This is a genomic window from Arthrobacter sp. 179 (assembly GCF_052379645.1).
GTDB lineage: Bacteria > Actinomycetota > Actinomycetes > Actinomycetales > Micrococcaceae > Arthrobacter_H.
Genome location: NZ_JBQSYU010000006.1, coordinates 119,372 through 140,487, shown reverse-complemented (window position 1 = coordinate 140,487; position 21,116 = coordinate 119,372). Strand labels below are relative to the sequence as shown.

The following is a 21,116-nucleotide window of genomic DNA, read 5'->3' as shown; positions in this document are numbered from 1 at the left end:
TCATCAGAAATCTGTTCAATCAGATCTTCCGATAACACGATTTATGGATATCCAGATTTCCTACAGACGCTTCTCAGGGGAAGCAGAGTCCAGACCCCCGGACGATTAGAGCACGCCATAGTGGATGCGGCAAAAATCTCGCAAAACGCAAAAGAACCGCAACACATAGCGGACATTATCGTGTGTTGATTCGTGTTAAAAATCGCTGTTAAAAGGTTCTGCTAGTTCCCAGGCTTTAACTGGTTGTGGCGTTGTGAGCATTCGGCGCAGGTTTCCAAACTTTCGTGGTTAGCTGTCGGGACGAACACGTACCCACAAAGGCTCAAAACCGGTGACCCATCCACTCGGGCATCTACGATTCCGTGTTTCCGCGCATAATGTGCACGAAGCCCTATGCGCAGTCCCTCGGGTCGAGACTCCTCGGGAAGCTCTCCCTCTCGCACAAGTGCCGCTGCGTGCACCAATGCAGCCGGATCTATGAGGGCAGAGAACGCAAATGCGTTCTCTGTGTAAGGAGTTGCCTTCCATTCTTCGGCATCACTTTGCAGAGCCGCACGAGCATACTGGCAAGCTACATCGACCTGTAGAAGTTGCGAACTATCAAGAACCTTGGCCACTAGGAAGACTTCGCATAGCTCTGTCCCCTCCATATTCACCGCGTCTACGGCAAGACAGATTTCACCGATTGGTTTTTCGCTGGATCCCGCAGAAATAGATTTTCTCGACGCTGCGTGAAATTGGAAACTACGCGTCTCTCCGGGGTCTTCCCGAACTTCTGCAAGAAGGGCCAAAGCACTGGAGTGAATCTGCGTTCTCCAGGCATCTTGGGCAGTGATCTTTTCGTCAATTTCACCCAACAGAGAGTCCTCTTCTGCCGGCAAATATGGTTTTGGGCCAGTTCGTTCAACATCCCGCATGAACTTGGTGTAGAAATCACTTTTATCGCCAGCTCGACGTATACCCGCAGCGCATAACCAGACTAAATCCTCGCCCACCATCGAATGGTCGGTAGCGGCGCCCCTCCACTGTTGAGTTTTTTGCTTCCACCAATGCGGCTTAGTCAGGCCAGAAATACTTTCGCTGCTTGTAGCGTCGTATCCCGCGCCAAAGGAGCCCTCAAAGTGGCGAAGAAGCGGATGCGCGAGAGTATTCAGCCGAGGGATATTTCGGAGACTCCGGGCAACTAGTGATTTCTTAGCTTCATGTGCCAAGCATTGATTTGCCAGCCGGCGAAGATCCTTGACCGCTCGATAGTGGTCTGCATTTTCCCAGCCGGAATCAAGGTCATCTGTTAAGCATCTAAGAGTCACACGCCGATTCAGCACCATCTCCACAGCTTAGCGCCGGGTCAGACACCATTTCAGCTACTCCATGGAGTCGAGAATATCGTCCTCGTACTGTTCCCGCTTGGCGATGGAAACCGCATCGCCCGCACGCAGCTTCATCGTCTGAGCCAGGTACTCCTGAACATCGACCATGTACATCCGGCGGTCCCGCGCACCAACAACATGAGACGGAATCAAACCAGCATCCAGGATCTTGTACAGGTGGGTCCGGCTAATACCCAACATAGAAGCCGCCCTGGAAGGAGTGACTTCGTCGTTGTCGCGCGCAACGGTAATTCCAGCTCCGCTGCGTAAACCCTCGCTCATCTTTTCCAGAGCCATACCCAGTTCCGATTTCTCCGGAAGAGACTGACGCAGCTGACTCAGGGCATCAATTTCAGATTCAGGCACGGCAGAGAAGGACAATACGCTGGTCATGAGGGGGTCACCTTGCTGCGATTAAGCACTGTTTAGATTCTGGCTTCGTCTTTGGTTCTTTTTCTTTTAAAGATTTAGCTCGTAGGGCATCAGCTCCTATGTGTCATAAGTGTCACCCGCGCGGACCACGCGCGTCAAGCCAGATCATCTAATAGCTAAATGCGAACCATCTAGACATTCAACAATTACGCCTCATTCATCTTTCGATGCCTTCATCCCGCCCATACTGGCGATGTGTTGTGTTCCGAGGGTTGGCAACCGGCGTACGCTCCGGAGCCCTGGGATTGGGAGCGAAGGGAAAACTTTCCTTTTGTAGTCGGCGGCTCTCCGCCATGGCCTTCGCCAGCTGGAGGCGTTCACGTTCCTTTACCGCCCGGCCTGCCTCCACCTTCTGGGCTTTGTCCTTGAACTGTTCTCGTTCTGCCCCCACTGAAACCTTTTTCTGGACACGACGCCTCGGGGCCTGCTCCAGGCCGTGTTCTTGTTCCAGGCGGGTGCAGGCACTCTGCGCGGCACGGCGGTCGTTTCGCCCATGCCAGACCTCCCCCAAGTCACTGACCCGGGAAACCACCACATGCACATGGTCAGAACCGTGGCGGACCATCACCCAGGGATGATCGGCAAAGCCCATGTCCTCGGCGAAGGACTGGCCCATATCCGCCCACGCATCATCTGTCAGGATCGGATCCGTCGCGGTGTTGCGTAGCGAGGCATGCCAGACCGGGTTCCTGATCTCCGGCCGGCTATGCATGGCCTTGCGCAGCTCGCCGGCCCACTGGGACGGGTCCAGGTGTCCTTCCACGCCGATGTTCGAGGCGATCACCACCCCGCCAGGAACCAGCTTCCCGTTGGCCGGATGGACGTGCTCGTTCGCCTTCCCCGGACCATGCAGGTAGGCCCCGATGTCCCCGGGGTTCTTGCCCCGGGTGATCTTCGCGATCACGCCAGCTCACCCCGCAGACGGGCCAACTCCTGGCGCGTGGCCTCCACCGTCTCCAGCAGCTCACCATGGGCAAGAACCTGGCCGGAATTCACCGCGCGCGTCGGCTGGTTCAAGTTCGACCCCATCCGGCCCAGGTCAGCACGCAACCGCGCAACCTCCTTGCCGTCATCCCCGCGACGGCACCGGGAGCAACGTCATCTTGGAGTGGGCCCGCTTCGAAGCCATCGTCGGTTCATATTCGGTCCGGGCCAACGACAGACTCCGCGCCGCAGTGCCCCGGTTACTCCACGGTGTTGCCGAGGCCTATGGCGTGGATGTGGCGGTGGAGTACAGCCCGCAGCACCCGGTCAACGTCAACGACCTGACCGAGACCGCTGCCGTGCATGGCGTCATCGAGGAGCTGTTCGGTCCCGAGAGCCATCTTCGGATCCCCGCCAGTCGGTTGGTTCGGAGGACTTCCCCCGCATGCTGGATTGGGTGCCCGGCTTCTTCGTGCTCCTGCCCGTGGGGCCCGAGGGCGTGGAGTCGGCCACCGCCCCCGCCAACCGTTCGGCGCACGCAGTTTTCGCCGATGTGATCCGGTCCGACGGGGCGGTGCCCCAAGTGGGGCTGGTCAGCAGGCGGCCGGCCCGCGGCAGGAGCTGAGTCGCCGGACTACTCAGGGCCGGGCCTCGTGATGGCGTTTGCCGTGGGTCCGGCGCTCCTCCTTCATCCTGGCCTCGTGCAGATGCCTTTTGCCCTCGGCGAGTTCGTGGCGGGCCGCAGCTTCCTGGCGGCGGAATTCGGTGTAGTAGCCGTCGTCGTAGTCCTCGATGATCTGGAACGTCCAGCGTCCCTCGACGACGTTGCGCCCCACCAGTTCCTCCTCCAGGCGGGCGGCCACGGCCCCGTGGCCGGCGGAACGGAGCATCTCCACCGCCTCCCCGAGGGCCAGATCGGCAACTCCGGTCTTGCGGTGGAAGTTGTAGAGGCTTCCGCGGGCGTCCTCGACCATTTCCAGCGCCTCGGAGAGCTTGCCCAGCGCCTCCACGGTCGCGTCGTCGACTCCCTCGGGGACCCGGTGTTCCGGTGCGGGGCGGTCTCGATCCTCGGTGCTGTGGTTCTCGGTCATGACGGATCCTTTCCCCGGCGGCCGGGACGCCGGTGGATCCGAGCCTACGGGGCCGCGACCACTCTGTCAGCCGTCGGGCCCGGGGCCGCCGCGGCTGGGCGGGCCCGGGGCCGTCGGGTGTGCTGAAACACCCGGGACGATGATTGGGGTCACAGTGAGTGGTCCATATGCCTTAGGCTACTTGTTAACAAGTGCTTCACAACACGATGAGGGCTTGAAAATACCGACCAGTAGCCGAAGCGGTGTCATGGGTAATCCTCCCCGCCGTCCGGCATCACAAGGAGCAAGAATGCGTTATTCGCGCACTTCAAAAATCCTCGGCGTCGCAGCAGCAGTTGCGTTGAGCCTGAGCGCCTGCGGTGGCGGAGGAGACAACGCCGCCGACGGTGGAGGAGACACGAGCCGGGTCATCGTCGTTGATGGCGCCGAGCCGCAGAACCCGTTGATCCCCACGAACACCAATGAGGTCGGCGGCGGGGCCGTCCTGGACCTCATCTTCGCCGGCTTGATCAGCTACGACGCCGATGGCAAGCCGCAGAACGAGATGGCCGAGTCGATCGACACCGACGATTCGCAGAACTACACCATCAAGCTCAAGGCCGACCAGAAGTTCACCAACGGTGACCCGGTCACGGCCGCGTCCTTCGTCGACGCCTGGAACTACGGTGCCGCCGCGAAGAACGCCCAGCTCAGCGGATACTTCTTCGAGAGCATCGAAGGCTACGACGAAGCCAGCGCCGAGGGCTCGAAGGTCGATGAGCTCTCCGGTCTGAAGGTCGTGGACGACACCACCTTCACGGTCAAGCTCAAGCAGCCCGAATCCGACTTCCCGCTGCGTCTGGGATACAGCGCGTTCTACCCGATGCCGGAAGAGGCGCTGAAGGACCCGAAGAAGTACGGCGAGAACCCGGTCGGCAACGGCCCGTATAAGTTCGACGGCGACGGCGCCTGGGAGCACGAGACCCAGATCAAGCTGGTCCCCAACGAGGACTACGAAGGCCCGCAGAAGCCGAAGAACGGCGGCGTGACGTTCAAGATCTACCAGAACGACACCACCGCCTACCAGGACCTGATCTCCGACAACCTGGATGTCCTCAAGACCATCCCGACCTCGGATATCAAGAACTTCAAGAACGACCTGGGCGACCGCTCCATCGAGTCCCCGTACGCCGGCAACCAGACGATTGCCATCCCGTACTACCTGGACAACTGGGACGGCGAAGCCGGTAAGCTGCGCCGCCAGGCCATCTCCATGGCCATCAACCGCGAGGAGATCACCGACGTGATCTTCAACGGTGGCCGCACCCCGGCGAAGGAATTCACCGCACCGGTGCTCGATGGCTACTCGGATTCGATCCCGGGCAGCGAGAACCTGGCCTACGATCCCGAAAAGGCCAAGGAACTGTGGGCCAAGGCCGAGAAGATCGAGCCGTACGACAAGTCGGAGAAGCTGACCATTGCGTACAACGCCGATAAGGGCGACCACAAGACCTGGGTCGAGGCCGTGGTGAACAACATCAAGAACAACCTCGACATCAAGGTCGCCGGCAAGCCGTACGCCACCTTCAAGGAGGTCCGCACGGATGCGACCGCGCAGAAGCTGACCGGTGCCATCCGCTCCGGTTGGCAGGCCGACTACCCGTCGCTGGCCAACTTCCTGGGCCCGATCTACACCACGGGTGCCGGCTCCAACGACGCCGTCTACGAGAACAAGAAGTTCGACGACGCCATCACCAAGGGCCTGTCCGCCGACAACGTCGAGGACGGTTCCAAGGCGATGAACGAGGCCCAGGAGATGCTCCTGGATGACCTGCCGGCCATCCCGCTGTGGTACCAGGTGGCCCAGGGCGGCTGGAGCGACAACGTGGAGAACGTCGAGTTCGGCTGGAACGGCGTGCCGCTGTACTACGCCATCACCGGCAAGTAGGGGACACCACACCCCTCAGTCACACGCGGGGCCCGCTTTCGTATCACGGGGGCGGGCCCCGCATTCCTGCCTCACCCAAAAGGTAAAAAGCATGTCAAACTCCCTACGCCCCGATCGGGCGTCTTCAGCACGAAAGGCCCACCGCTGATGGGCAGATTCCTCCTCCGCCGACTGTTGCAGCTGATCCCGGTCTTCCTGGGCGCGACGCTGCTGATCTACTTCCTTGTCTTCAGCCTCCCCGGGGACGCCACCGCCGCCATCTGCGGCGAAAAGGGCTGCACCCCTGCGGTCGAAGCTTCACTGCGCGAGCAGTACAACCTGGACCAGCCCTTCTGGATCCAGTACCTCCTGTACCTCAAGGGCATCTTCACCTTTGATCTGGGCACCAACTTCGCTGGCCAGCCGATCACCGACATCCTGGCCCGCGTCTTCCCCACCACCGCTCGTCTGGCCCTCATGGCATTGGCGTTCGAAGCCGTCTTCGGCATCGCCATCGGCCTGTTCGCGGGGCTGAAGAAGGGCAAGTTCTTCGACTCGACCGTACTGGTCTTCTCGCTGCTGGTCATCGCCGTGCCGATCTTCGTGCTGGGCTTCCTGATGCAGTTCGTGGTGGGCGTCAAACTCGAATGGGCCAATCCGACGGTCAGCGGTGACGCGAGTTTCACCGAACTGATCCTCCCGGCCCTCGTGTTGGGGCTGGTGTCCTTCGCCTACGTGTTGCGGCTGACCCGCACCGCGGTCATCGAGAACGCCAGCGCCGACTATGTGCGCACGGCCACCGCCAAGGGGCTGAGCCGTCGCCGCGTGGTGACGGTCCACGTGCTGCGCAACTCCATGATTCCGGTGGTGACGTTCCTGGGTGCCGACCTGGGCGCCCTGATGGGTGGAGCCATCGTCACCGAGGGAATCTTCAACGTCAACGGCGTGGGCAACACCTTGTACCGCGCCGTGCTGAACGGGGAGGCCCCCGTTGTCGTTTCGATCGTCACCGTACTGATTGTGGTCTTCGTCCTGGCCAACCTGCTGGTGGACCTGCTGTACGCGTGGCTGGACCCGAGGATCCGATATGCCTGAGAACACCCAAAACCGTCCCACCGTCCGCGGTGCCAAGATTTCCAAGTACCCGATCGAACACTTCGTGGCCGACCCCGACGAAACCCCGTTGCAGGCCACCGACAGTTCCGTCTCCGACGCGGCACCGGTCTCCCTGTGGCTCGAGGCGTGGCGGAACCTGCGCACCCAGCCACTGTTCATCATCAGTGCGATCCTGATCGTCTCGGTGGTCTTCGTGGCCCTGTTCCCGGGGCTGTTCACCAACGAACAACCCAATGCGAACTGCCAACTGGCCAACTCCGACGGCGGTGCCGTCCCCGGGCACCCGCTGGGCTTCACCCAGCAGGGCTGCGACATCCTGGCCCGGGTGATGTACGGGACCCAGTCCTCGCTGACCATCGGGTTGTTCGCCACGATCGCCATCGTGATCTTCGGCGGCACCATCGGGGCGATCTCCGGCTTCTTCGGTGGCTGGGTCGACGCCGTGCTGGCCCGCCTGGGCGACATCTTCTTCGCCCTGCCGCTGATCCTGGGCGCCATCGTCGTGGTGCAGATCCCGTTCTTCCAGGAGAACCGCAACGTCTGGACCATCGTGCTGATCCTCTCGGCCTTCGGCTGGCCGCAGATCGCCCGCATCACCCGGGCCGCAGTGATCGAGGTGCGCGACGCGGACTTCGTCATCGCGGCCCGCTCATTGGGTGTGAGCCGGGCCGGTGCGCTGATCCGCCACGTCATCCCGAACTCGTTGGCCCCGGTCATCGTGATCGCGACCATCACCCTGGGCATCTTCATCGTGGCCGAGTCCACGCTGTCCTACCTGGGTATCGGGTTGCCGCCGGACGTCATGTCCTGGGGCAATGACATCTTCTCGGCCAAGAGCTCGCTGCGCTCGAATCCGATGGCCTTGTTCTGGCCGGCCCTGGCGCTGTCGTTGACGGTGTTGAGCTTCATCATGCTCGGCGACGCGCTGCAGGACGCCCTGGACCCGAAGGCGCGCAAACGATGAACGGTGAAACCATGAACAACGAAACCTTTGACGAAGCCTCGAGGCCGCGTCCGCTGCTGGAACTGCGCGATCTGGCCATCAGCTTCAAAACGGGAAACGGCGAGGTCGAGGCGGTCCGTCAAGCCAACCTGACCATCCTGCCCGGGGAAACCGTGGCGATCGTCGGGGAATCCGGCTCGGGCAAGTCGACCACCGCCCTGGCGGCGATCGGTTTGCTGCCCGCCAATGGCCGTATCGCCGGCGGGACCCTGCTCTTCGACGGTGAGGACATCACCAACGCCTCGGAGAAGCGTCGGGTCGAGCTGCGCGGTTCCTCCATCGGCATGGTCCCCCAGGACCCGATGTCGAACCTGAACCCGGTCTGGCAGATCGGCTTCCAGGTCAAGGAGACGCTGGCGGCCAATGGACTACCGCATCAGAAGAAGGATGTGGCCAAGGTCCTCTCCGAAGCCGGTCTGCCGCGGGCGGAGGAGCGGGCCAACCAGTACCCGCACGAGTTCTCCGGTGGCATGCGCCAACGCGCGCTGATCGCGATCGGGCTGTCCTGCCGACCGCGGTTGCTCATCGCCGATGAACCGACCTCGGCCCTGGACGTCACGGTGCAACGCCAGATCCTGGACCACCTGGACACCATGACCGACGACCTGGGCACCGCGGTGCTGCTCATCACCCACGACCTCGGGCTGGCGGCCGAACGCGCCCATAAGGTCGTGGTCATGTACAAGGGACAGGTCGTCGAGGCCGGGCCCGCCGTGGAACTGATGACCAACCCGCGCCACCCCTACACCCAGCGCCTGGTGGCCTCGGCCCCCTCGCTGGCCTCGCGCCGGATCGAATCGGCCAAGGAACGCGGGAAGGAATCCGCGGAGGAACTGACCGCCGACCGGCCGGTGGCCACGGACAACGTCATCGAGGTCCGGGACCTGGTCAAGAACTACAAGATCCGCGGCGGCGTCGGCAAGGCCACGGAATTCCGGGCCGTGGACGAGGTGTCCCTGAGCATCAAACGGGGCACGACGACCGCCGTCGTCGGCGAATCCGGTTCGGGTAAATCTACGGTGGCCCGGCTGGTGCTGGGGCTGGAGGACGCGTCGGAGGGCAGCATCCTGTTCGACGGCGTGGACATCACCACGCTCTCGCGCAAGGAGATGTTCAAATTCAGGCGCCGGGTCCAACCGATCTTCCAGGACCCCTTCGGCTCGCTGGATCCGATGTACAACATCTTCCGCACCATCGAGGAACCGTTGCGGGTCCATAAGATCGGTGACGGCAAGGTCCGCGAACAGAAGGTGCGGGCGCTGCTGGAGCAGGTGGCCCTGCCGGCGTCGATGATGCAGCGCTTCCCGAACGAGCTCTCCGGCGGCCAGCGTCAGCGCGTGGCCATCGCCCGGGCGCTGGCTTTGGACCCGGAAGTGGTGATCTGCGACGAGGCCGTCTCGGCGCTGGACGTGCTCGTGCAGGCGCAGGTGCTGAACCTGTTGGCGGATCTGCAGTCCGAACTGGGGTTGAGCTATTTGTTCATCACCCACGACCTGGCCGTCGTCCGCCAGATCGCCGACCATGTCTGCGTGATGGAGAAGGGGAAACTGGTGGAGACCGGGAGCACCGACGAGGTCTTCGAGAACCCGCAGACCCAGTACACACGGTCGCTGCTCGACGCCATCCCCGGTGCCGGTCTGATGTTGCCTCCCGAGGTGGCCTGACCCGCCAGCAGAACGACAGTTCCCGGCCCGCCATCCCTAACGGGGGTGGCGGGCCGACCTGTCGGTGGGCCCACCCGGGGACTGAATCCGGACCGCAGGAGGCCCCCGATTCCGGCAACGGTGCAAGAATCGACCTACGGCAGGTGGGCCAGGACGGGCCAGCACGGTGCCGGCGACGAAAGGGACCAGCATGGCTGAACGGGTCGGGATCATCGGCGGGGGCATCGTGGGGGTGGCCATCGCCCGGGCGCTGACCGCCACCGAGGACGTCGAGGTGACGGTGCTCGAGAAGGAAGCACGTCTGGCGGCCCACCAGACGGGCCATAATTCCGGCGTCGTGCATGCCGGGCTCTACTACCCACCCGGTTCACTCAAGGCCACCCTTTGCGGCCGGGGCCGGGAGATGACCCGCGACTTCTGCCGCGAGCGTTCCCTGCCCTACCGCGAGCTCGGCAAACTGGTTGTCGCCCTCACGAAGGACGAGCTGCCCCGGCTGGAGGAGATCGAACGCCGCTCCCGCGAGAACCGGGTCCCCGGCGTGCGGCGGCTCGATGCCGGGGCGATGCGTGAGATCGAACCCCATGTCGCCGGGGTCGCCGCGGTGCATTCACCGCATACGGCGGTGGTGGACTATTCGGCGATCACCGAGGCGTTGGCCGATGACGTCCGTCGCGGAGGTGGGGCCGTCCTGCTGGGTCAGGAAGTCACCGCGGTGTCCACCGCCGGCGGATCAGTGAGCGTTTCAACCACGGCAGGGACCCATGTCTTCGACCGACTCATCGTCTGTGCGGGTCTGCAGTCCGACGTGATCGCCCGGATGGTCGGGGCCTCCCCGTCGCCGAGGATCCTGCCCTTCCGCGGGGAATACCGGGCCCTGGCCCCGGGCCGCCAAGACCTGGTCAAGGGCATGATCTATCCGGTTCCTGACCCGCGTTTCCCCTTCCTGGGCGTCCACTTCACCCGCGGGGTGTACGACGACGTCCAGGTCGGCCCGAATGCCGTGCCCGCCCTGGCGCGGGAAGGATACCGGTGGCGGCAGGTCTCGATGCGGGACACCCTCGAATCGCTGCGCTGGCCCGGGGCTCCGGCCCTGGCCAAGCAACACTGGCTGATGGGGGTCCGGGAGATCTCCGCCTCCCTGGTCAAACCGCTCTATTTCCAGCAGGCCCGCCGCTTCGTCCCCGAATTGCTGCCGGCGGATCTGGCCTCGAAATCGGCGGCCGGGGTGCGGGCCCAGGCCTGGGACAAGGACGGGTCGTTGGTCGATGACTTCGCCGTCGACCAGGTCGGAGCCGTCACGCTGTTGCGCAACGCCCCCTCCCCGGCGGCGACCTCGGCGATGGCGATCGCCGAATACGTGCTCGAACATCATCTGGGGATCACCCCCGGAGGCTGAACGACGCCGGGTGGGGCACGGGAGGAGTGCCCCACCCGAGGACCACGCAGTGGGCTTGAGCTACTTGACCTTGACCATCAGCGGTTTACTGGCCGTGGTTCCGGCGGCATTGGAGAATTCGACGACATACTCATAGGTCCCCGACTTCCGCCCGGAGATCTTTTCTTCGACCTGCTGGGCTGCGGGGCTGCTGGCGTCCAATTTCCCGGTGGCGATCTGCCGACCGTCTTCCAGAAGTCGGTAGGTCTCGCCATTGGTGCCCCACCAGAGGTTGGCGGTCAAGGTGTAGTCCCCGCCGGTTCCCTGGTGGTCGCGGCTGAGAACCGGCAGCGCCGGGGCCGCGTCGGTGACCCTGACCTTCAGCGGCGCGGTCTTCGTCGAGCCAGCGGCATTCACCAGCTCTCCGGTGTAGGTGTAGGTGCCGTTCTTTTTCCCCTCAACAGAGAAGGAGGCCTTCTGTGCTTCCGGCGTTTTGGCCTTGAGCTTCGAGACGGAAACCAGTTCGCCATCTTCGTAGAGACGGAACAAGCTGGCATTGGACCCGTGCCAGAGGTTCATGCTGACCGTAAAATCGCCATCCTGGAGGCCGGTGTCCCACCCGTTGTCGTGGGACAGGGATGCTGCTGTCGGCGCCGTGGATTCGTTGTCGCTGGGTGCTCCAGGGTCGATATCTTCAGACACGTCCAAGGAAATGGCAGCAAGCTTGGCCGTCAGGGAGGTCGACTTCGACCCATTGGCTGCAGTGAATTTCACAGTCTGGGCCGCGATGGCACCCGACTCGACGTCTTCGGAGGACACCGTGTGCTGCAGTTCATGGGTCGTCGTTCCGCCGGTGGAAAGTTCCTTCGCCGCGGTATGGTCGCCCGTGGTCACGTCCGTCAACCGCACGTTGCCCGTATTCTCCAGAGTCAGCGTCGTGGTGACGGTATCTCCGGTGCTGGCGTACCCGTCACCGTCCACGTCGATGAAAGCCCCGTCGTCGTGGGTTTCAGAAAGCTCCGGTGCCCGGCGGAGAACGTCGACTTCCTCACCGGTGACTTCGAGGGTTTGGTCGATATTCGTGTATTCCGGGACTTGTCCGACGGTCCAGGTGGTTCGGGGGACGAAGAAACCGTCCGCGACGTCGTCGTCGGTCACCGTGTGACGTGGAGACGTGCAGTTGTAGGAAGTGCCCACGGCGAGGGAACCATAACGGCAGTTGCCTGCCGGGCTGGGGTCCCCGACGGGCTGGGCCGCGAACGGGGCGAAGTTTCCGTCCGTGGGCACCACCCATTGCGTGACATTTCCGGTATGGGACACCACGAAGCTGTAGGGGACCTGGTCCCGGGCCGCATACGGATCGGCGTCGACATCCCGGTTCGAGTCGGTCTGTTCGCCCTCGACGGAGATACCCACGATGGTCTTGCCCTCGACTTCTGCCGTGACCGGACCTTGGGATTCCCTCCCGTCGGCGGCGGTGAAGACGCTCTGGAGCTGGACGGGGCCGTTGGCCGTGGCGGGGGAGGTCACGGGAACCTCGACCATGGTGCTCTTGCCGGAAGCGACGGCGGGGACCTCGACGGTCTTGGCCGTCCAGCCGGCGGGGCCGGAGATGGTCAGTTGGCCTGCTGGCAGTCGGGTTGCTTCCTGGTTCGTCACAGTCACCGGAACGTTGGCGGTTTCATCCGGGTCGATCTCCAGGGGTTCGGCCTCAAGCGGTGCGCACACGACATTCAGCCAGTCCTGGTCGTAGGCGGAGAAACGCAGGTCATTGGTGTAACCGGCTTCGTAGAAGGTACCGAAGATCCCGCTGTCCAGGGCTGTGGTGGACGAGTAAGCGGAGGTGCCGGACCGAATGGTCCGCAGACCAGGCCAGGTGGCCCCGTCGTCACAGGAAACCCTGGCCGAAACGTTTTCGCGTTCAGTCTGTGAGTTGGCCCCCGTGTAGAGCAGTTTCCGGGCGTCGTCGCTACCCTCGGCGGCATTCGGGAACATGCTGGTCAGCTCCGCGTTGTTAGTGGGATCCGGTAGCTGTCGGTCGGCGGTGACTTGTCCGTAGGTTTCGCCGCCGTCCTCGGAGATGGTGACCTTCCGGAATCCGCCTCCGTTCGAATCGCGGGAGTTGAGCATGACACGGCCGTCGGAGAGCTCGACGACCTTGTTCTCGTCCATCCCGGTGCCGACGAGTTCACCGCGGTGCCAAGTCGCTCCGTGGTCGTCGGAGTAGACCGAATAGGCCTGCATGGCGCGGGTGCCGTCTGATTGCTGGACGTCGCCGGCGAACTGCTGGATGAGCCGTCCACGGTGTTCACCATGGCGTAGCTGGATTCCTTCTCCGGAACTGGCGAACATGCTGCGGACATCGCCGGGGGATGGGGTCTTCGAAGCTCCGGGCTTCGCCACGTCGGTGATCAGCCGCGGTTCGGACCACGTCCTGCCCTCGTCCGTGGACTCTGCAACGGCAGCACTGATGACCTGGCGGTCGTCATCATCGTTGCCGAATGCACTGCCGTGGAAACCTTGATCCTTGGAATACACGAAGAAGGCGAAGACCTTGCCGGCTTCGTGGTCGGTGACGAAGCTGGGGTCGCTGTATCCGTATTTCTTCCCGGTCGCATCACCGGGATGGCCTGCGGCAATCGTCGACATGGAATCCCACGTCTTGCCGTTGTCGGTACTGCGCCGCATGACGATTGAATTCGGGTTGGGTGCATCGGCTGCGCTGTCCGGTCGGGCATCCCACGCAGCCAGCAATACTCCGTCACGAACATGCGTCAGAGCGGTGATCCGGTAGAAGAAATCCTCTGCTGTCCGGTCGGCTGCGAGGTTCTGCTCATTGAATACCCCGGGGGCAGCTGACGGATCGCCCCCCGGGGTGGTGGTGTCGCCCGTGGCAGGGACGGCGATGGCGACCGGAAGCACCAGCCCCAATGCTGCACCGGTGATGAAGAGGTGGCGAACTCGTCCCATCCATGGTGCCGACCGTCGACGACGGGTAGGGGGAACCGCTGGGGCGTGGTGCATGCAGAGACCTTTCGAACGAAGCAAATGGAATAGATGGGAGGTGGGATGTCCGATGTACTGTATGAACTGGATCACAGATTTCTGGATTGGGCCAGAAGGGGAAGGCTGTGTGACTTTTGGGCAAGCGAGGTTTGACTCTCCGGGAGTGGTCGGCGCGCCCCCTTGTCGACACGATCCCGGTACGGCGTCGAATCCTGTCTGGCTTTCCGTGCGGTGAACTCGTGGCGAAGTATTTATTTCTGATACAGATAACATTTCGTATTCTGATCTCAAATTCGGGTCATCAGGGACCTGTGCGTGGATTGGCCATGATGGCCCCAGGGGCCTTCCCGCGCCCTATGTGTTCGTGGAAGCGCATGAAATCAAAGAAGTTTTCGTCCCTTTTGTGGTTTGCCCTCATTTCGAGGCGCACAGTTTTGGTCTTTTCGGGAATGTGCTTGCGCTCACACTCTTCATGGGTAAACATAGGTAAGTGATCCATAACATCCGTGGATCACCACATTGGAGAAGTCGGGAGAGACGATGCGTTCCATGCACACTTCGAGGGCCGGCGCCCTCACCGCCATTGCCGTGACGGGCGCCTTGGCGCTGACCGGATGCGGAGGAGATGCCGAGTCGTCGGGTGCCGCCAACGCCGCCGACGGCGATTTTTCCGGAAAGACGATGACCTATTGGTCGTACTGGCAGGAGAAGGAACCCCAGGCCAAGGCGATTTCGGCAGCGATCGAGGACTTCGAGGAGGAAACCGGAGCGACGGTGGAGGTGGAATGGCAGGGACGCCAGGTCACCCAGAAGCTGGCGCCGGCGATGCGCTCGAACGCCCCCGATGTCGTCGAATCGGCGCTGGACAACTTGGCGCCATTGGTCGGTGACGGCCAGGGCGAGGACCTCAGCTCGGTCATGACCGAAAAGAGCATCAACGAGGACTCCTCGCTGGCCGACGCCGGCGTGGACCGGTTCGAGGACCTGGTCACCAACGACGACGGCGAAGTCTGGATGATTCCTTACTCCGTGCTCGGAATCGGCATCTGGTACGACGCCAAGGAACACTCCGAGCTGGAAGGCAACGCCCCGAAGACCCTGGACGATCTCGGTGCCCTCATCACGAAGGAAGGCAAGGGGTCGGTGGCACTGGATAGCGACGTGCCGTACTACACCACCCTCTGGGCCAGCAGCATCCTGATGCGTGAACTCGGTCCCGAGAAGTTCCGGGCCACGGTCGAGGACAAGTCCGGTGAGGCCTGGATGGACGACGACGTGATGGCTGCCGTGGAGAAGATCCGTGACGTCGTCCCCCCGGAGTCATTCGCCGACGGCAGTTTCGGTTCGAAGTTCCCGGCCATCCAGGAACGGTGGGCCACCGGGAAGGCGACGTTCCTGCTCAACGGGTCCTGGATCCCGCAGGAAACCGCCAAGAGTGCGGGCAAGGATTTCGACTTCGCGTCACTGGAGATCCCCGCGGGGACCTCGGGCGAAGCAAACGCGCAGATCGGCCTGACCGGGTATTCGGTCCCGGGTAGGGCAAAGCATAAGGAGTTGGCCAAGGCCTTCATCCGTTTCGTCCTGGAGAAGCAATACCAGGAGGATTACGTGACCAGCTCCAGCGCGATGTCGGTCCGCGACGATGTGGAGGTCCCGGAGGACCTGAAGAACATCGGTGACTCCATCGCCGCCGAGGACCCCGTGCTGGCATTGGACGGGGTGAACGTCGACTACGCGGGCATCGTCCCGGAGGTCTTCGCCGCCCCGGTCCGCGACTACCTTTCGGGGGGAACCGACGCCAAGGGCTTCGCCCAGAAGATCTCCAAGGCCCAGGCGAACTACTGGAAGGGCCAGAACTAGATGGCCCTCGCCACCCGGGCGGCCGAACATCCCGTTCGGCCCGCCCGGCACGGAGCGGCCCGCCGTCGGGCGGGCCGCTCCGAGTCACCCATGGAGAAGCGGCGTCGCCGGATCTTCTGGCCGTTCCTGATCCCGGCCCTGCTCGCCTACGGGATCCTGTTCCTCGGGCCGGCGCTGGCCTCCTTCGTCATTTCGTTCATGCGCTGGGACGGCATGGGCGAGCCGGACATGGTCGGCTTCGAGAACTACAGCCGGTTGTTGGGCGATAGCGTCTTCCACCAGGCGTTTGCCAATACCCTGATCATCCTCCTGGTCGGCGGCATCGCCGTCTTCGCCGTGGCCTTCGGCCTGACCATGGTGCTGCGGGAGATGCGCGGACGGAAATTCATCCGCAACGTCGTCTTCTTCCCGGTGATCATTTCCCCGGTCGTGCTCTCCATCCTCTGGGGCTTCATCTTCCAGTCCAACGGACTACTCGAATCCGCATTCCGCGGTGTGGGGATCCCCGAGGGACCGAACTGGCTGGGTGACCATCTGTTCCTGATCATCGTGGTGGGGCTGATCTGGATCAACCTCGGCCTCTACGTCACCATCCTCATGGCAGCAGTGGACCAGATCCCCATCTATCTTTATGAGGAATGCGCCCTCGCCGGTGCCACGGCCTGGCAACGGTTCCGCTATGTCACCCTGCCGCTGACCTGGGATGTCGTTACCGCCGCAGCGGTGTTGTGGACGATCGGTTCACTGAAGATCTTCGAGTTCATCTATGCCTTCGGAGGCACCTCGGCGGATATGCCACCGACCAACGTGTGGAACAGCGCCCTGTTCATCTACGGGAAGACCTTCGGGGGGCCGGACACCGGCCTTTGAATTCGGCTACGCCTCCGCAGCCGCAGTGGTCACGGTGCTGGCCGTGATGGTCTTCGTCTTCGCGCTCCAGCGGGCCACCCGCCGCGAACCGATCGAGTACTGAGGAATCCATGGCTACCCTGCTTTCCGACCGGGCCACCCCGGCCCATCAGGAACATCCCGAGAACACCCCGCCGCCACCGCCGCGCAAGACAGGCTCCACCGCCAGGATCGGCGCGACCGGAAAGGTCCGCAGCGTCGGCATCGTGCTGGTCTGGATCCTGGCCGCCTTCAACGTCGGCACCCTGCTGTGGGTGTTGCTGACCTCGCTGCGGACCCACCGGGCGATCTTCGAAACACCGTGGGGGCTACCGATCCCGCCGGCCTTCGAGAACTTCGCCACCGCATTATTCGAGGGCGAATTCGGCATTGCCGCGTTCAACACCGCCCTGATGACCGTCGGCGGGTCGATCACCCTGATGCTGCTGGCCGCTCCGGCCGCCTACGTCCTGGCCCGCAGCACCCGCAAGGTCTCCGGGACGATCTTCGCCCTCTTCGCCATCGGCATCGGCGTGCCGGTGCAGGTGATCATCATCCCGCTGTACGTCATGCTGGAACAACTGCATCTGATCAACTCGTTGTGGGGGCTCTTCCTGGCCTTGCTGGGGGCCAACATCCCCTTCACGGTGATCCTGCTGACCGGGTTCATGCGCAGCCTGCCCAACGATCTCGAAGAGGCGGCGGCCCTGGATGGCAGCTCCTCGCTGCGGACGTTCTGGCAGATCATGATGCCCCTGGCCCGGTCCGGCATCATCACCTTGCTGACGCTGAACGCCATCAACATCTGGAACGAGACGTTCCTGGCCCTGGTGCTGATCCAGGACACGGATAAGCAGGTCCTTCCGGTGGCGTTGCTGAACTTCATCGCCCGGCAACAGACCAACGGAGCCGACTACGGCGGACTCTTTGCCGGGGTGCTGGTGCTGGTGCTGCCGATGATCCTGCTCTACATCTGGCTGGGCCGCCGGATCATCGAGGGCATGACGCTCGGCGCCAGTAAATAACGAGGCCACCCACCCTTCCGGACGGCCACCGGAATGCAACCCCCATGGAAAGTGAGTAGGAATGCTGCAGGAAGCGCGCCCCCACGCCGCGCCGCTGGACACGGAGGCCTCGTCGCCGACCCCGGCGGCGCTGTCGATCCACGACGGGGGGTTCCTCCGTTTCGGCGAACCCCACCGGATCCTCTCCGGGTCCCTCCACTACTTCCGGGTCCACCCCGACCAGTGGAGGGACCGGCTGGCCCGCTTGGCGGCCATGGGGCTGAATACCGTAGACACCTACATCCCCTGGAACTTCCACGAGGCGGTCCAGGGCCGGGTCGATTTCACCGGCTGGCGGGATGTGGGACGGTTCATCGATCTGGCCGGGGAGCTGGGCCTGGACGTCATGGTCCGGCCGGGCCCCTACATCTGCGCCGAATGGGACAACGGCGGCTTCCCCGTCTGGGTGACCCACGGCAGGAGGGGACGCCTGCGCTGCCTCAGCGATGACTTCACCCGCGATGTCGCCGGCTGGCTGGACCTGGTCATGCCCCAACTGGTGTCCCGGCAGTCGGGGACCGGGGGGCCGATCGTCGCCGTGCAGGTCGAAAACGAATACGGCAGCTACGGCGACGACGCCGAATACATGGCCTGGCTGCGCGAGGCACTGCTGGCCCGCGGGGTCACCGAACTGCTCTACACCGCCGACGGGCCCACCGAGTTGATGCTCGACGGCGGCACCCTCGAGGGGACGTTCGCGACGGCGACCTTCGGTAGCAGGGTGGCCGAAAGCGCCGCGTTGATGCGCGGACGCCGCCCCGGGGATCCCTTCATGTGCGCCGAATTCTGGAACGGCTGGTTCGACCACTGGGGCGAAAAGCACCATGTGCGCGAGCCCGGCGACGCGGCCGGGATCATCCGCGAGATCGTGGAAGCCGACGGATCGGTGAGCCTGTACATGGCCCATGGCGGAACCAACTTCGGTCTCACCTCGGGGGCGAACTTCGACGAGGGCCAATACCAACCGACCATCACCAGCTACGACTCGGACGCCCCCGTGGCCGAAAACGGGGCGCTGACCGCGAAGTTCCATGCCATGCGCGAGGTCCTGCTCGGCCCCGGAGCCGAACCGGTCCCCGCCGGACTGTTGGCCGCTCCGGCCACCCTGCCGGCGACGAGCCTGCCCCTGGAGGGCAGGGCAGGTCTGCTTCCGGTGCTGCGCGGGGCGGGAACCCCGGTCGCCTCGGCCCACCCGTTGACGTTCGAAGAGCTCGACGCCGATGCCGGACTGGTGCTCTACAGTGCCCGGCCGATCCTGCCGAAGGGCCCGACGACCATCAGCATCCTGGGGCTGCGCGACCGGGCCCAGGTCCATGTCAACGGAACCCTGGTCGGGGTGCTTCAACGCAACGACCCGCAGGCGGTCATCGAACTCACCGGTGCGGGGGAGCGGGTGGAGCTGGAGATCGTCGTGGAGAACCAGGGGCGCATCAACTACGGCCCCCGGCTGGGGGAGTCCAAGGGCATCACCGGCGGGGTCCTCATCGGGCGACGACTGGTCAGCGGCTGGAACCACCGCCACGTGGCCCTGACTGAACCGGGGCCTGCCGAACTGTTGGCGACGGCCCGGACCACCCCCGGGGAAACTGTGCAGAACCGAAAAACCGGCCTGGCGGAGGCGACCCTGATGGTCGACGACACAGCGGATGCCTTCGTGTCCCTGCCCGGTTCGGTGAAGGGATTCCTCTGGGTCAACGGTTTCCTGCTCGGGCGCTACTGGAACCGTGGACCGCAGACCACGCTGTACCTGCCGGCGCCCTTGTTGGTTCCAGGGGCCAACACCCTGACCGTCCTCGAGCTGGAAGGCCTGGGCGACCAGGTCCGGATCGTGCAGGAACCAGAACTCGGTCCCCCGGAGGTCTTCATTGAAACCTTCTAATGCGGGCACCGCGGAACGGCCGAACGTCATCCTCATCTGCGCCGACCAGTGGCGGGGGGACTGCCTGTCGATCGCGGGCCACCCGCAGGTCCAGACCCCGCACCTGGATGAACTGGCCCGACGCGGCACCCGCTTCACGAAGGCCTACTCGGCGACGCCCACGTGCGTTCCAGCGCGCGCCGCCTTGTTCACCGGCCAGTCACAGGAACGCCACGGCCGGGTCGGCTACGAGGAAGGTGTTCCGTTTGCCGCGGCCCACCCGGTCACCCTCGCGGGGGAATTCTCCCGCGCCGGCTACCACACCCAGGCCATCGGAAAGATGCATGTCTACCCCGAACGCGCCCGGGTGGGCTTCGACGACGTCGTACTGCACGACGGGTACCTCCACCATGCCCGCGGGGAGCATCGGCAGGACTTCCGCTTCTTCGACGACTACGTCCCGTGGCTGCGCCGCCAGCCCGGCATCGCCGCCGACGAGGAATACTTCGATTCCGGGGTGAACTGCAATTCGGTGGCCGCCCGCCCTTGGGACAAACCCGAACGGGTGCATCCGACCAACTGGCTGGCCACCGAGGCGATCGACTGGATGTACCGCCGGGACCCCACCCGCCCGTTCTTCCTCTACCTCTCCTTCCATCGGCCCCATCCGCCCTACGATCCACCGGCCTGGGCGATGGACCAGTATTCCTGCGTGCCCGAGGACGAACTGCCCGTGGGGGACTGGATCTCCGATTGGCAGGAGCACCGCCGGGACGGGGACTACCAGGCGGCCGTCGCGAAGCTACCTCCCGCCGTCGTCCGCCGGGCCCGCATGGGGTATTACGGGTTGATGACCCAGCTCGATCTACAGCTCAACCGCATCGTCGAATCCCTGGCCGACTTCGGACTGGACGAGAACACGGTCATTGCCTTCACCTCCGACCACGGCGAGATGATGGGGGACCACCAGATGTTCCGCAAGGCCGTGCCCTACGAGGGCTCCGCCCGGGTGCCGCTGATCATCCACGACCCCCGCAGCCCGGCCGCCTCGAACGGTTCCACCGTGGACGACGTCGTGGAACTGCGTGACCTCATGCCCACCCTGCTGGACCTGGCCGGGGTCGAGATCCCCGCCACGGTGGATGGTCTCTCGCTGGCCGGGCACCTGGCCGGAGGCCCGGTCCCGGCCAGGACGCACCTGCACGGCGAGCACACCTATTTCGGCCAGTCGATCCAATGGATCACCGACGGGCGGTTCAAATACATCTGGGCCTCGGGCAGCGGCGCCGAACAGCTCTTCGACCTCGACGCCGACCCGGGTGAATTCCACAACCTCATCGGCGAACCGGCGGTCCTGGACGACGAACGGCGCTGCCGGGGGCGGCTGATCTCGGCGTTGGAGGACCGGGAAGAGGGATTCGTCAAGGCCGGGGAGCTGGTGGTGGGCGCCGAACCGGTGACCGTCCTGCGTCAGACCCGCCAGCGGGTGGCCGCGGCGGCCGCGAACGTTGCGCTCCCCGCCGATGAAGCTGCCCGGGCCTAGGCTGGAACCCAAGGAG

The 21,116-nt window shown here is 63.9% G+C and carries 17 protein-coding genes; 11 read left to right on the top strand and 6 right to left on the bottom strand.

Annotated features, from left to right (window positions below; genetic code table 11):
• Nucleotides 1-221: 221 nt before the first annotated feature.
• The 4 genes from ACT3UE_RS05955 to ACT3UE_RS05940 all read right to left on the bottom strand — a co-directional run bounded on the left by ACT3UE_RS05955 (nucleotide 222) and on the right by ACT3UE_RS05940 (nucleotide 3,127).
• The gene (locus ACT3UE_RS05955; RefSeq protein WP_444566389.1) at nucleotides 222-1,328 is read right to left on the bottom strand and encodes a DUF3039 domain-containing protein; all 1,107 of its coding nucleotides are present in this window, start codon (nucleotides 1,326-1,328) and stop codon (nucleotides 222-224) included.
• A gap of 36 nt (nucleotides 1,329-1,364) precedes the next feature.
• Nucleotides 1,365-1,763 carry a helix-turn-helix domain-containing protein gene (locus ACT3UE_RS05950; RefSeq protein ID WP_444566388.1) on the bottom strand — a complete coding sequence of 133 codons (399 nt, stop codon included), beginning with the start codon at nucleotides 1,761-1,763 and terminating at the stop codon, nucleotides 1,365-1,367.
• Nucleotides 1,764-1,959: 196 nt separating this feature from the next.
• The gene (locus ACT3UE_RS05945) at nucleotides 1,960-2,586 is read right to left on the bottom strand and encodes a relaxase/mobilization nuclease domain-containing protein (RefSeq protein ID WP_444566387.1); all 627 of its coding nucleotides are present in this window, start codon (nucleotides 2,584-2,586) and stop codon (nucleotides 1,960-1,962) included.
• 400 nt (nucleotides 2,587-2,986) lie between these two features.
• Nucleotides 2,987-3,127: a hypothetical protein gene (locus ACT3UE_RS05940; RefSeq protein ID WP_443383026.1), complete on the bottom strand. Its 141-nt coding sequence runs from the start codon at nucleotides 3,125-3,127 to the stop codon at nucleotides 2,987-2,989.
• Between the two features lie 44 nt (nucleotides 3,128-3,171).
• On the opposite strand from ACT3UE_RS05940, the gene ACT3UE_RS05935 reads away from it, so the two are divergent.
• Entirely contained in the window at nucleotides 3,172-3,351 is a 180-nt protein-coding gene (locus ACT3UE_RS05935; protein WP_443383029.1) for a hypothetical protein, read from the top strand.
• A 13-nt stretch (nucleotides 3,352-3,364) separates the two neighbouring features.
• On the opposite strand, the gene ACT3UE_RS05930 is transcribed toward ACT3UE_RS05935, so the two are convergent.
• Nucleotides 3,365-3,817 carry a hypothetical protein gene (locus ACT3UE_RS05930; RefSeq protein WP_444566386.1) on the bottom strand — a complete coding sequence of 151 codons (453 nt, stop codon included), beginning with the start codon at nucleotides 3,815-3,817 and terminating at the stop codon, nucleotides 3,365-3,367.
• Nucleotides 3,818-4,106: 289 nt separating this feature from the next.
• On the opposite strand from ACT3UE_RS05930, the gene ACT3UE_RS05925 reads away from it, so the two are divergent.
• The 5 genes from ACT3UE_RS05925 to lhgO all read left to right on the top strand — a co-directional run bounded on the left by ACT3UE_RS05925 (nucleotide 4,107) and on the right by lhgO (nucleotide 10,902).
• Nucleotides 4,107-5,744 carry a peptide ABC transporter substrate-binding protein gene (locus tag ACT3UE_RS05925; RefSeq protein WP_443383035.1) on the top strand — a complete coding sequence of 546 codons (1,638 nt, stop codon included), beginning with the start codon at nucleotides 4,107-4,109 and terminating at the stop codon, nucleotides 5,742-5,744.
• 147 nt (nucleotides 5,745-5,891) lie between these two features.
• Nucleotides 5,892-6,818 carry an ABC transporter permease gene (locus ACT3UE_RS05920; RefSeq protein WP_443383038.1) on the top strand — a complete coding sequence of 309 codons (927 nt, stop codon included), beginning with the start codon at nucleotides 5,892-5,894 and terminating at the stop codon, nucleotides 6,816-6,818.
• Nucleotides 6,811-7,803 carry an ABC transporter permease gene (locus ACT3UE_RS05915; RefSeq protein ID WP_443383041.1) on the top strand — a complete coding sequence of 331 codons (993 nt, stop codon included), beginning with the start codon at nucleotides 6,811-6,813 and terminating at the stop codon, nucleotides 7,801-7,803. The genes ACT3UE_RS05920 and ACT3UE_RS05915 overlap by 8 nt, the downstream gene beginning before the upstream one ends.
• Nucleotides 7,804-7,814: 11 nt before the next feature.
• Nucleotides 7,815-9,506, top strand: coding sequence for a dipeptide ABC transporter ATP-binding protein (locus ACT3UE_RS05910; protein WP_444554110.1), 1,692 nt, complete (start codon nucleotides 7,815-7,817; stop codon nucleotides 9,504-9,506).
• 190 nt (nucleotides 9,507-9,696) lie between these two features.
• Entirely contained in the window at nucleotides 9,697-10,902 is a 1,206-nt protein-coding gene (gene lhgO / locus ACT3UE_RS05905) for an L-2-hydroxyglutarate oxidase (protein ID WP_444554109.1), read from the top strand.
• Between the two features lie 60 nt (nucleotides 10,903-10,962).
• Here the strand turns inward: lhgO and ACT3UE_RS05900 are convergent, their stop codons facing one another.
• Nucleotides 10,963-13,851, bottom strand: a complete 2,889-nt coding sequence (locus ACT3UE_RS05900; RefSeq protein WP_444566385.1) for an exo-alpha-sialidase — start codon at nucleotides 13,849-13,851, stop codon at nucleotides 10,963-10,965.
• Between the two features lie 585 nt (nucleotides 13,852-14,436).
• Between ACT3UE_RS05900 and ACT3UE_RS05895 the strand changes: the two genes are divergently transcribed.
• From ACT3UE_RS05895 to ACT3UE_RS05875, 5 genes are all read left to right on the top strand, one after another.
• Nucleotides 14,437-15,747, top strand: a complete 1,311-nt coding sequence (locus tag ACT3UE_RS05895) for an ABC transporter substrate-binding protein (protein ID WP_443383052.1) — start codon at nucleotides 14,437-14,439, stop codon at nucleotides 15,745-15,747.
• The gene (locus ACT3UE_RS05890) at nucleotides 15,748-16,617 is read left to right on the top strand and encodes a carbohydrate ABC transporter permease (RefSeq protein ID WP_444566384.1); all 870 of its coding nucleotides are present in this window, start codon (nucleotides 15,748-15,750) and stop codon (nucleotides 16,615-16,617) included.
• Between the two features lie 110 nt (nucleotides 16,618-16,727).
• The gene (locus ACT3UE_RS05885; RefSeq protein WP_443383057.1) at nucleotides 16,728-17,660 is read left to right on the top strand and encodes a carbohydrate ABC transporter permease; all 933 of its coding nucleotides are present in this window, start codon (nucleotides 16,728-16,730) and stop codon (nucleotides 17,658-17,660) included.
• Between the two features lie 61 nt (nucleotides 17,661-17,721).
• Nucleotides 17,722-19,578 carry a glycoside hydrolase family 35 protein gene (locus ACT3UE_RS05880; protein ID WP_443383060.1) on the top strand — a complete coding sequence of 619 codons (1,857 nt, stop codon included), beginning with the start codon at nucleotides 17,722-17,724 and terminating at the stop codon, nucleotides 19,576-19,578.
• Nucleotides 19,565-21,100 carry an arylsulfatase gene (locus ACT3UE_RS05875; RefSeq protein ID WP_443383063.1) on the top strand — a complete coding sequence of 512 codons (1,536 nt, stop codon included), beginning with the start codon at nucleotides 19,565-19,567 and terminating at the stop codon, nucleotides 21,098-21,100. Before ACT3UE_RS05880 ends, ACT3UE_RS05875 begins: the two co-directional genes overlap by 14 nt.
• Nucleotides 21,101-21,116 lie beyond the last annotated feature (16 nt).

Coding starts and splice junctions, on each gene's coding strand:
- ACT3UE_RS05930 (WP_444566386.1), bottom strand. CDS start 3,817: ATGACCGAGAACCACAGCACCGAGGATCGAGACCGCCCCGCACCGGAA.
- ACT3UE_RS05955 (WP_444566389.1), bottom strand. CDS start 1,328: ATGGTGCTGAATCGGCGTGTGACTCTTAGATGCTTAACAGATGACCTT.
- ACT3UE_RS05950 (WP_444566388.1), bottom strand. CDS start 1,763: ATGACCAGCGTATTGTCCTTCTCTGCCGTGCCTGAATCTGAAATTGAT.
- ACT3UE_RS05885 (WP_443383057.1), top strand. CDS start 16,728: ATGGCTACCCTGCTTTCCGACCGGGCCACCCCGGCCCATCAGGAACAT.
- ACT3UE_RS05925 (WP_443383035.1), top strand. CDS start 4,107: ATGCGTTATTCGCGCACTTCAAAAATCCTCGGCGTCGCAGCAGCAGTT.
- ACT3UE_RS05895 (WP_443383052.1), top strand. CDS start 14,437: ATGCACACTTCGAGGGCCGGCGCCCTCACCGCCATTGCCGTGACGGGC.
- ACT3UE_RS05900 (WP_444566385.1), bottom strand. CDS start 13,851: ATGGGACGAGTTCGCCACCTCTTCATCACCGGTGCAGCATTGGGGCTG.
- ACT3UE_RS05910 (WP_444554110.1), top strand. CDS start 7,815: ATGAACAACGAAACCTTTGACGAAGCCTCGAGGCCGCGTCCGCTGCTG.
- ACT3UE_RS05890 (WP_444566384.1), top strand. CDS start 15,748: ATGGCCCTCGCCACCCGGGCGGCCGAACATCCCGTTCGGCCCGCCCGG.
- ACT3UE_RS05880 (WP_443383060.1), top strand. CDS start 17,722: ATGCTGCAGGAAGCGCGCCCCCACGCCGCGCCGCTGGACACGGAGGCC.
- lhgO (WP_444554109.1), top strand. CDS start 9,697: ATGGCTGAACGGGTCGGGATCATCGGCGGGGGCATCGTGGGGGTGGCC.
- ACT3UE_RS05935 (WP_443383029.1), top strand. CDS start 3,172: ATGCTGGATTGGGTGCCCGGCTTCTTCGTGCTCCTGCCCGTGGGGCCC.
- ACT3UE_RS05920 (WP_443383038.1), top strand. CDS start 5,892: ATGGGCAGATTCCTCCTCCGCCGACTGTTGCAGCTGATCCCGGTCTTC.
- ACT3UE_RS05940 (WP_443383026.1), bottom strand. CDS start 3,127: ATGGCTCTCGGGACCGAACAGCTCCTCGATGACGCCATGCACGGCAGC.
- ACT3UE_RS05915 (WP_443383041.1), top strand. CDS start 6,811: ATGCCTGAGAACACCCAAAACCGTCCCACCGTCCGCGGTGCCAAGATT.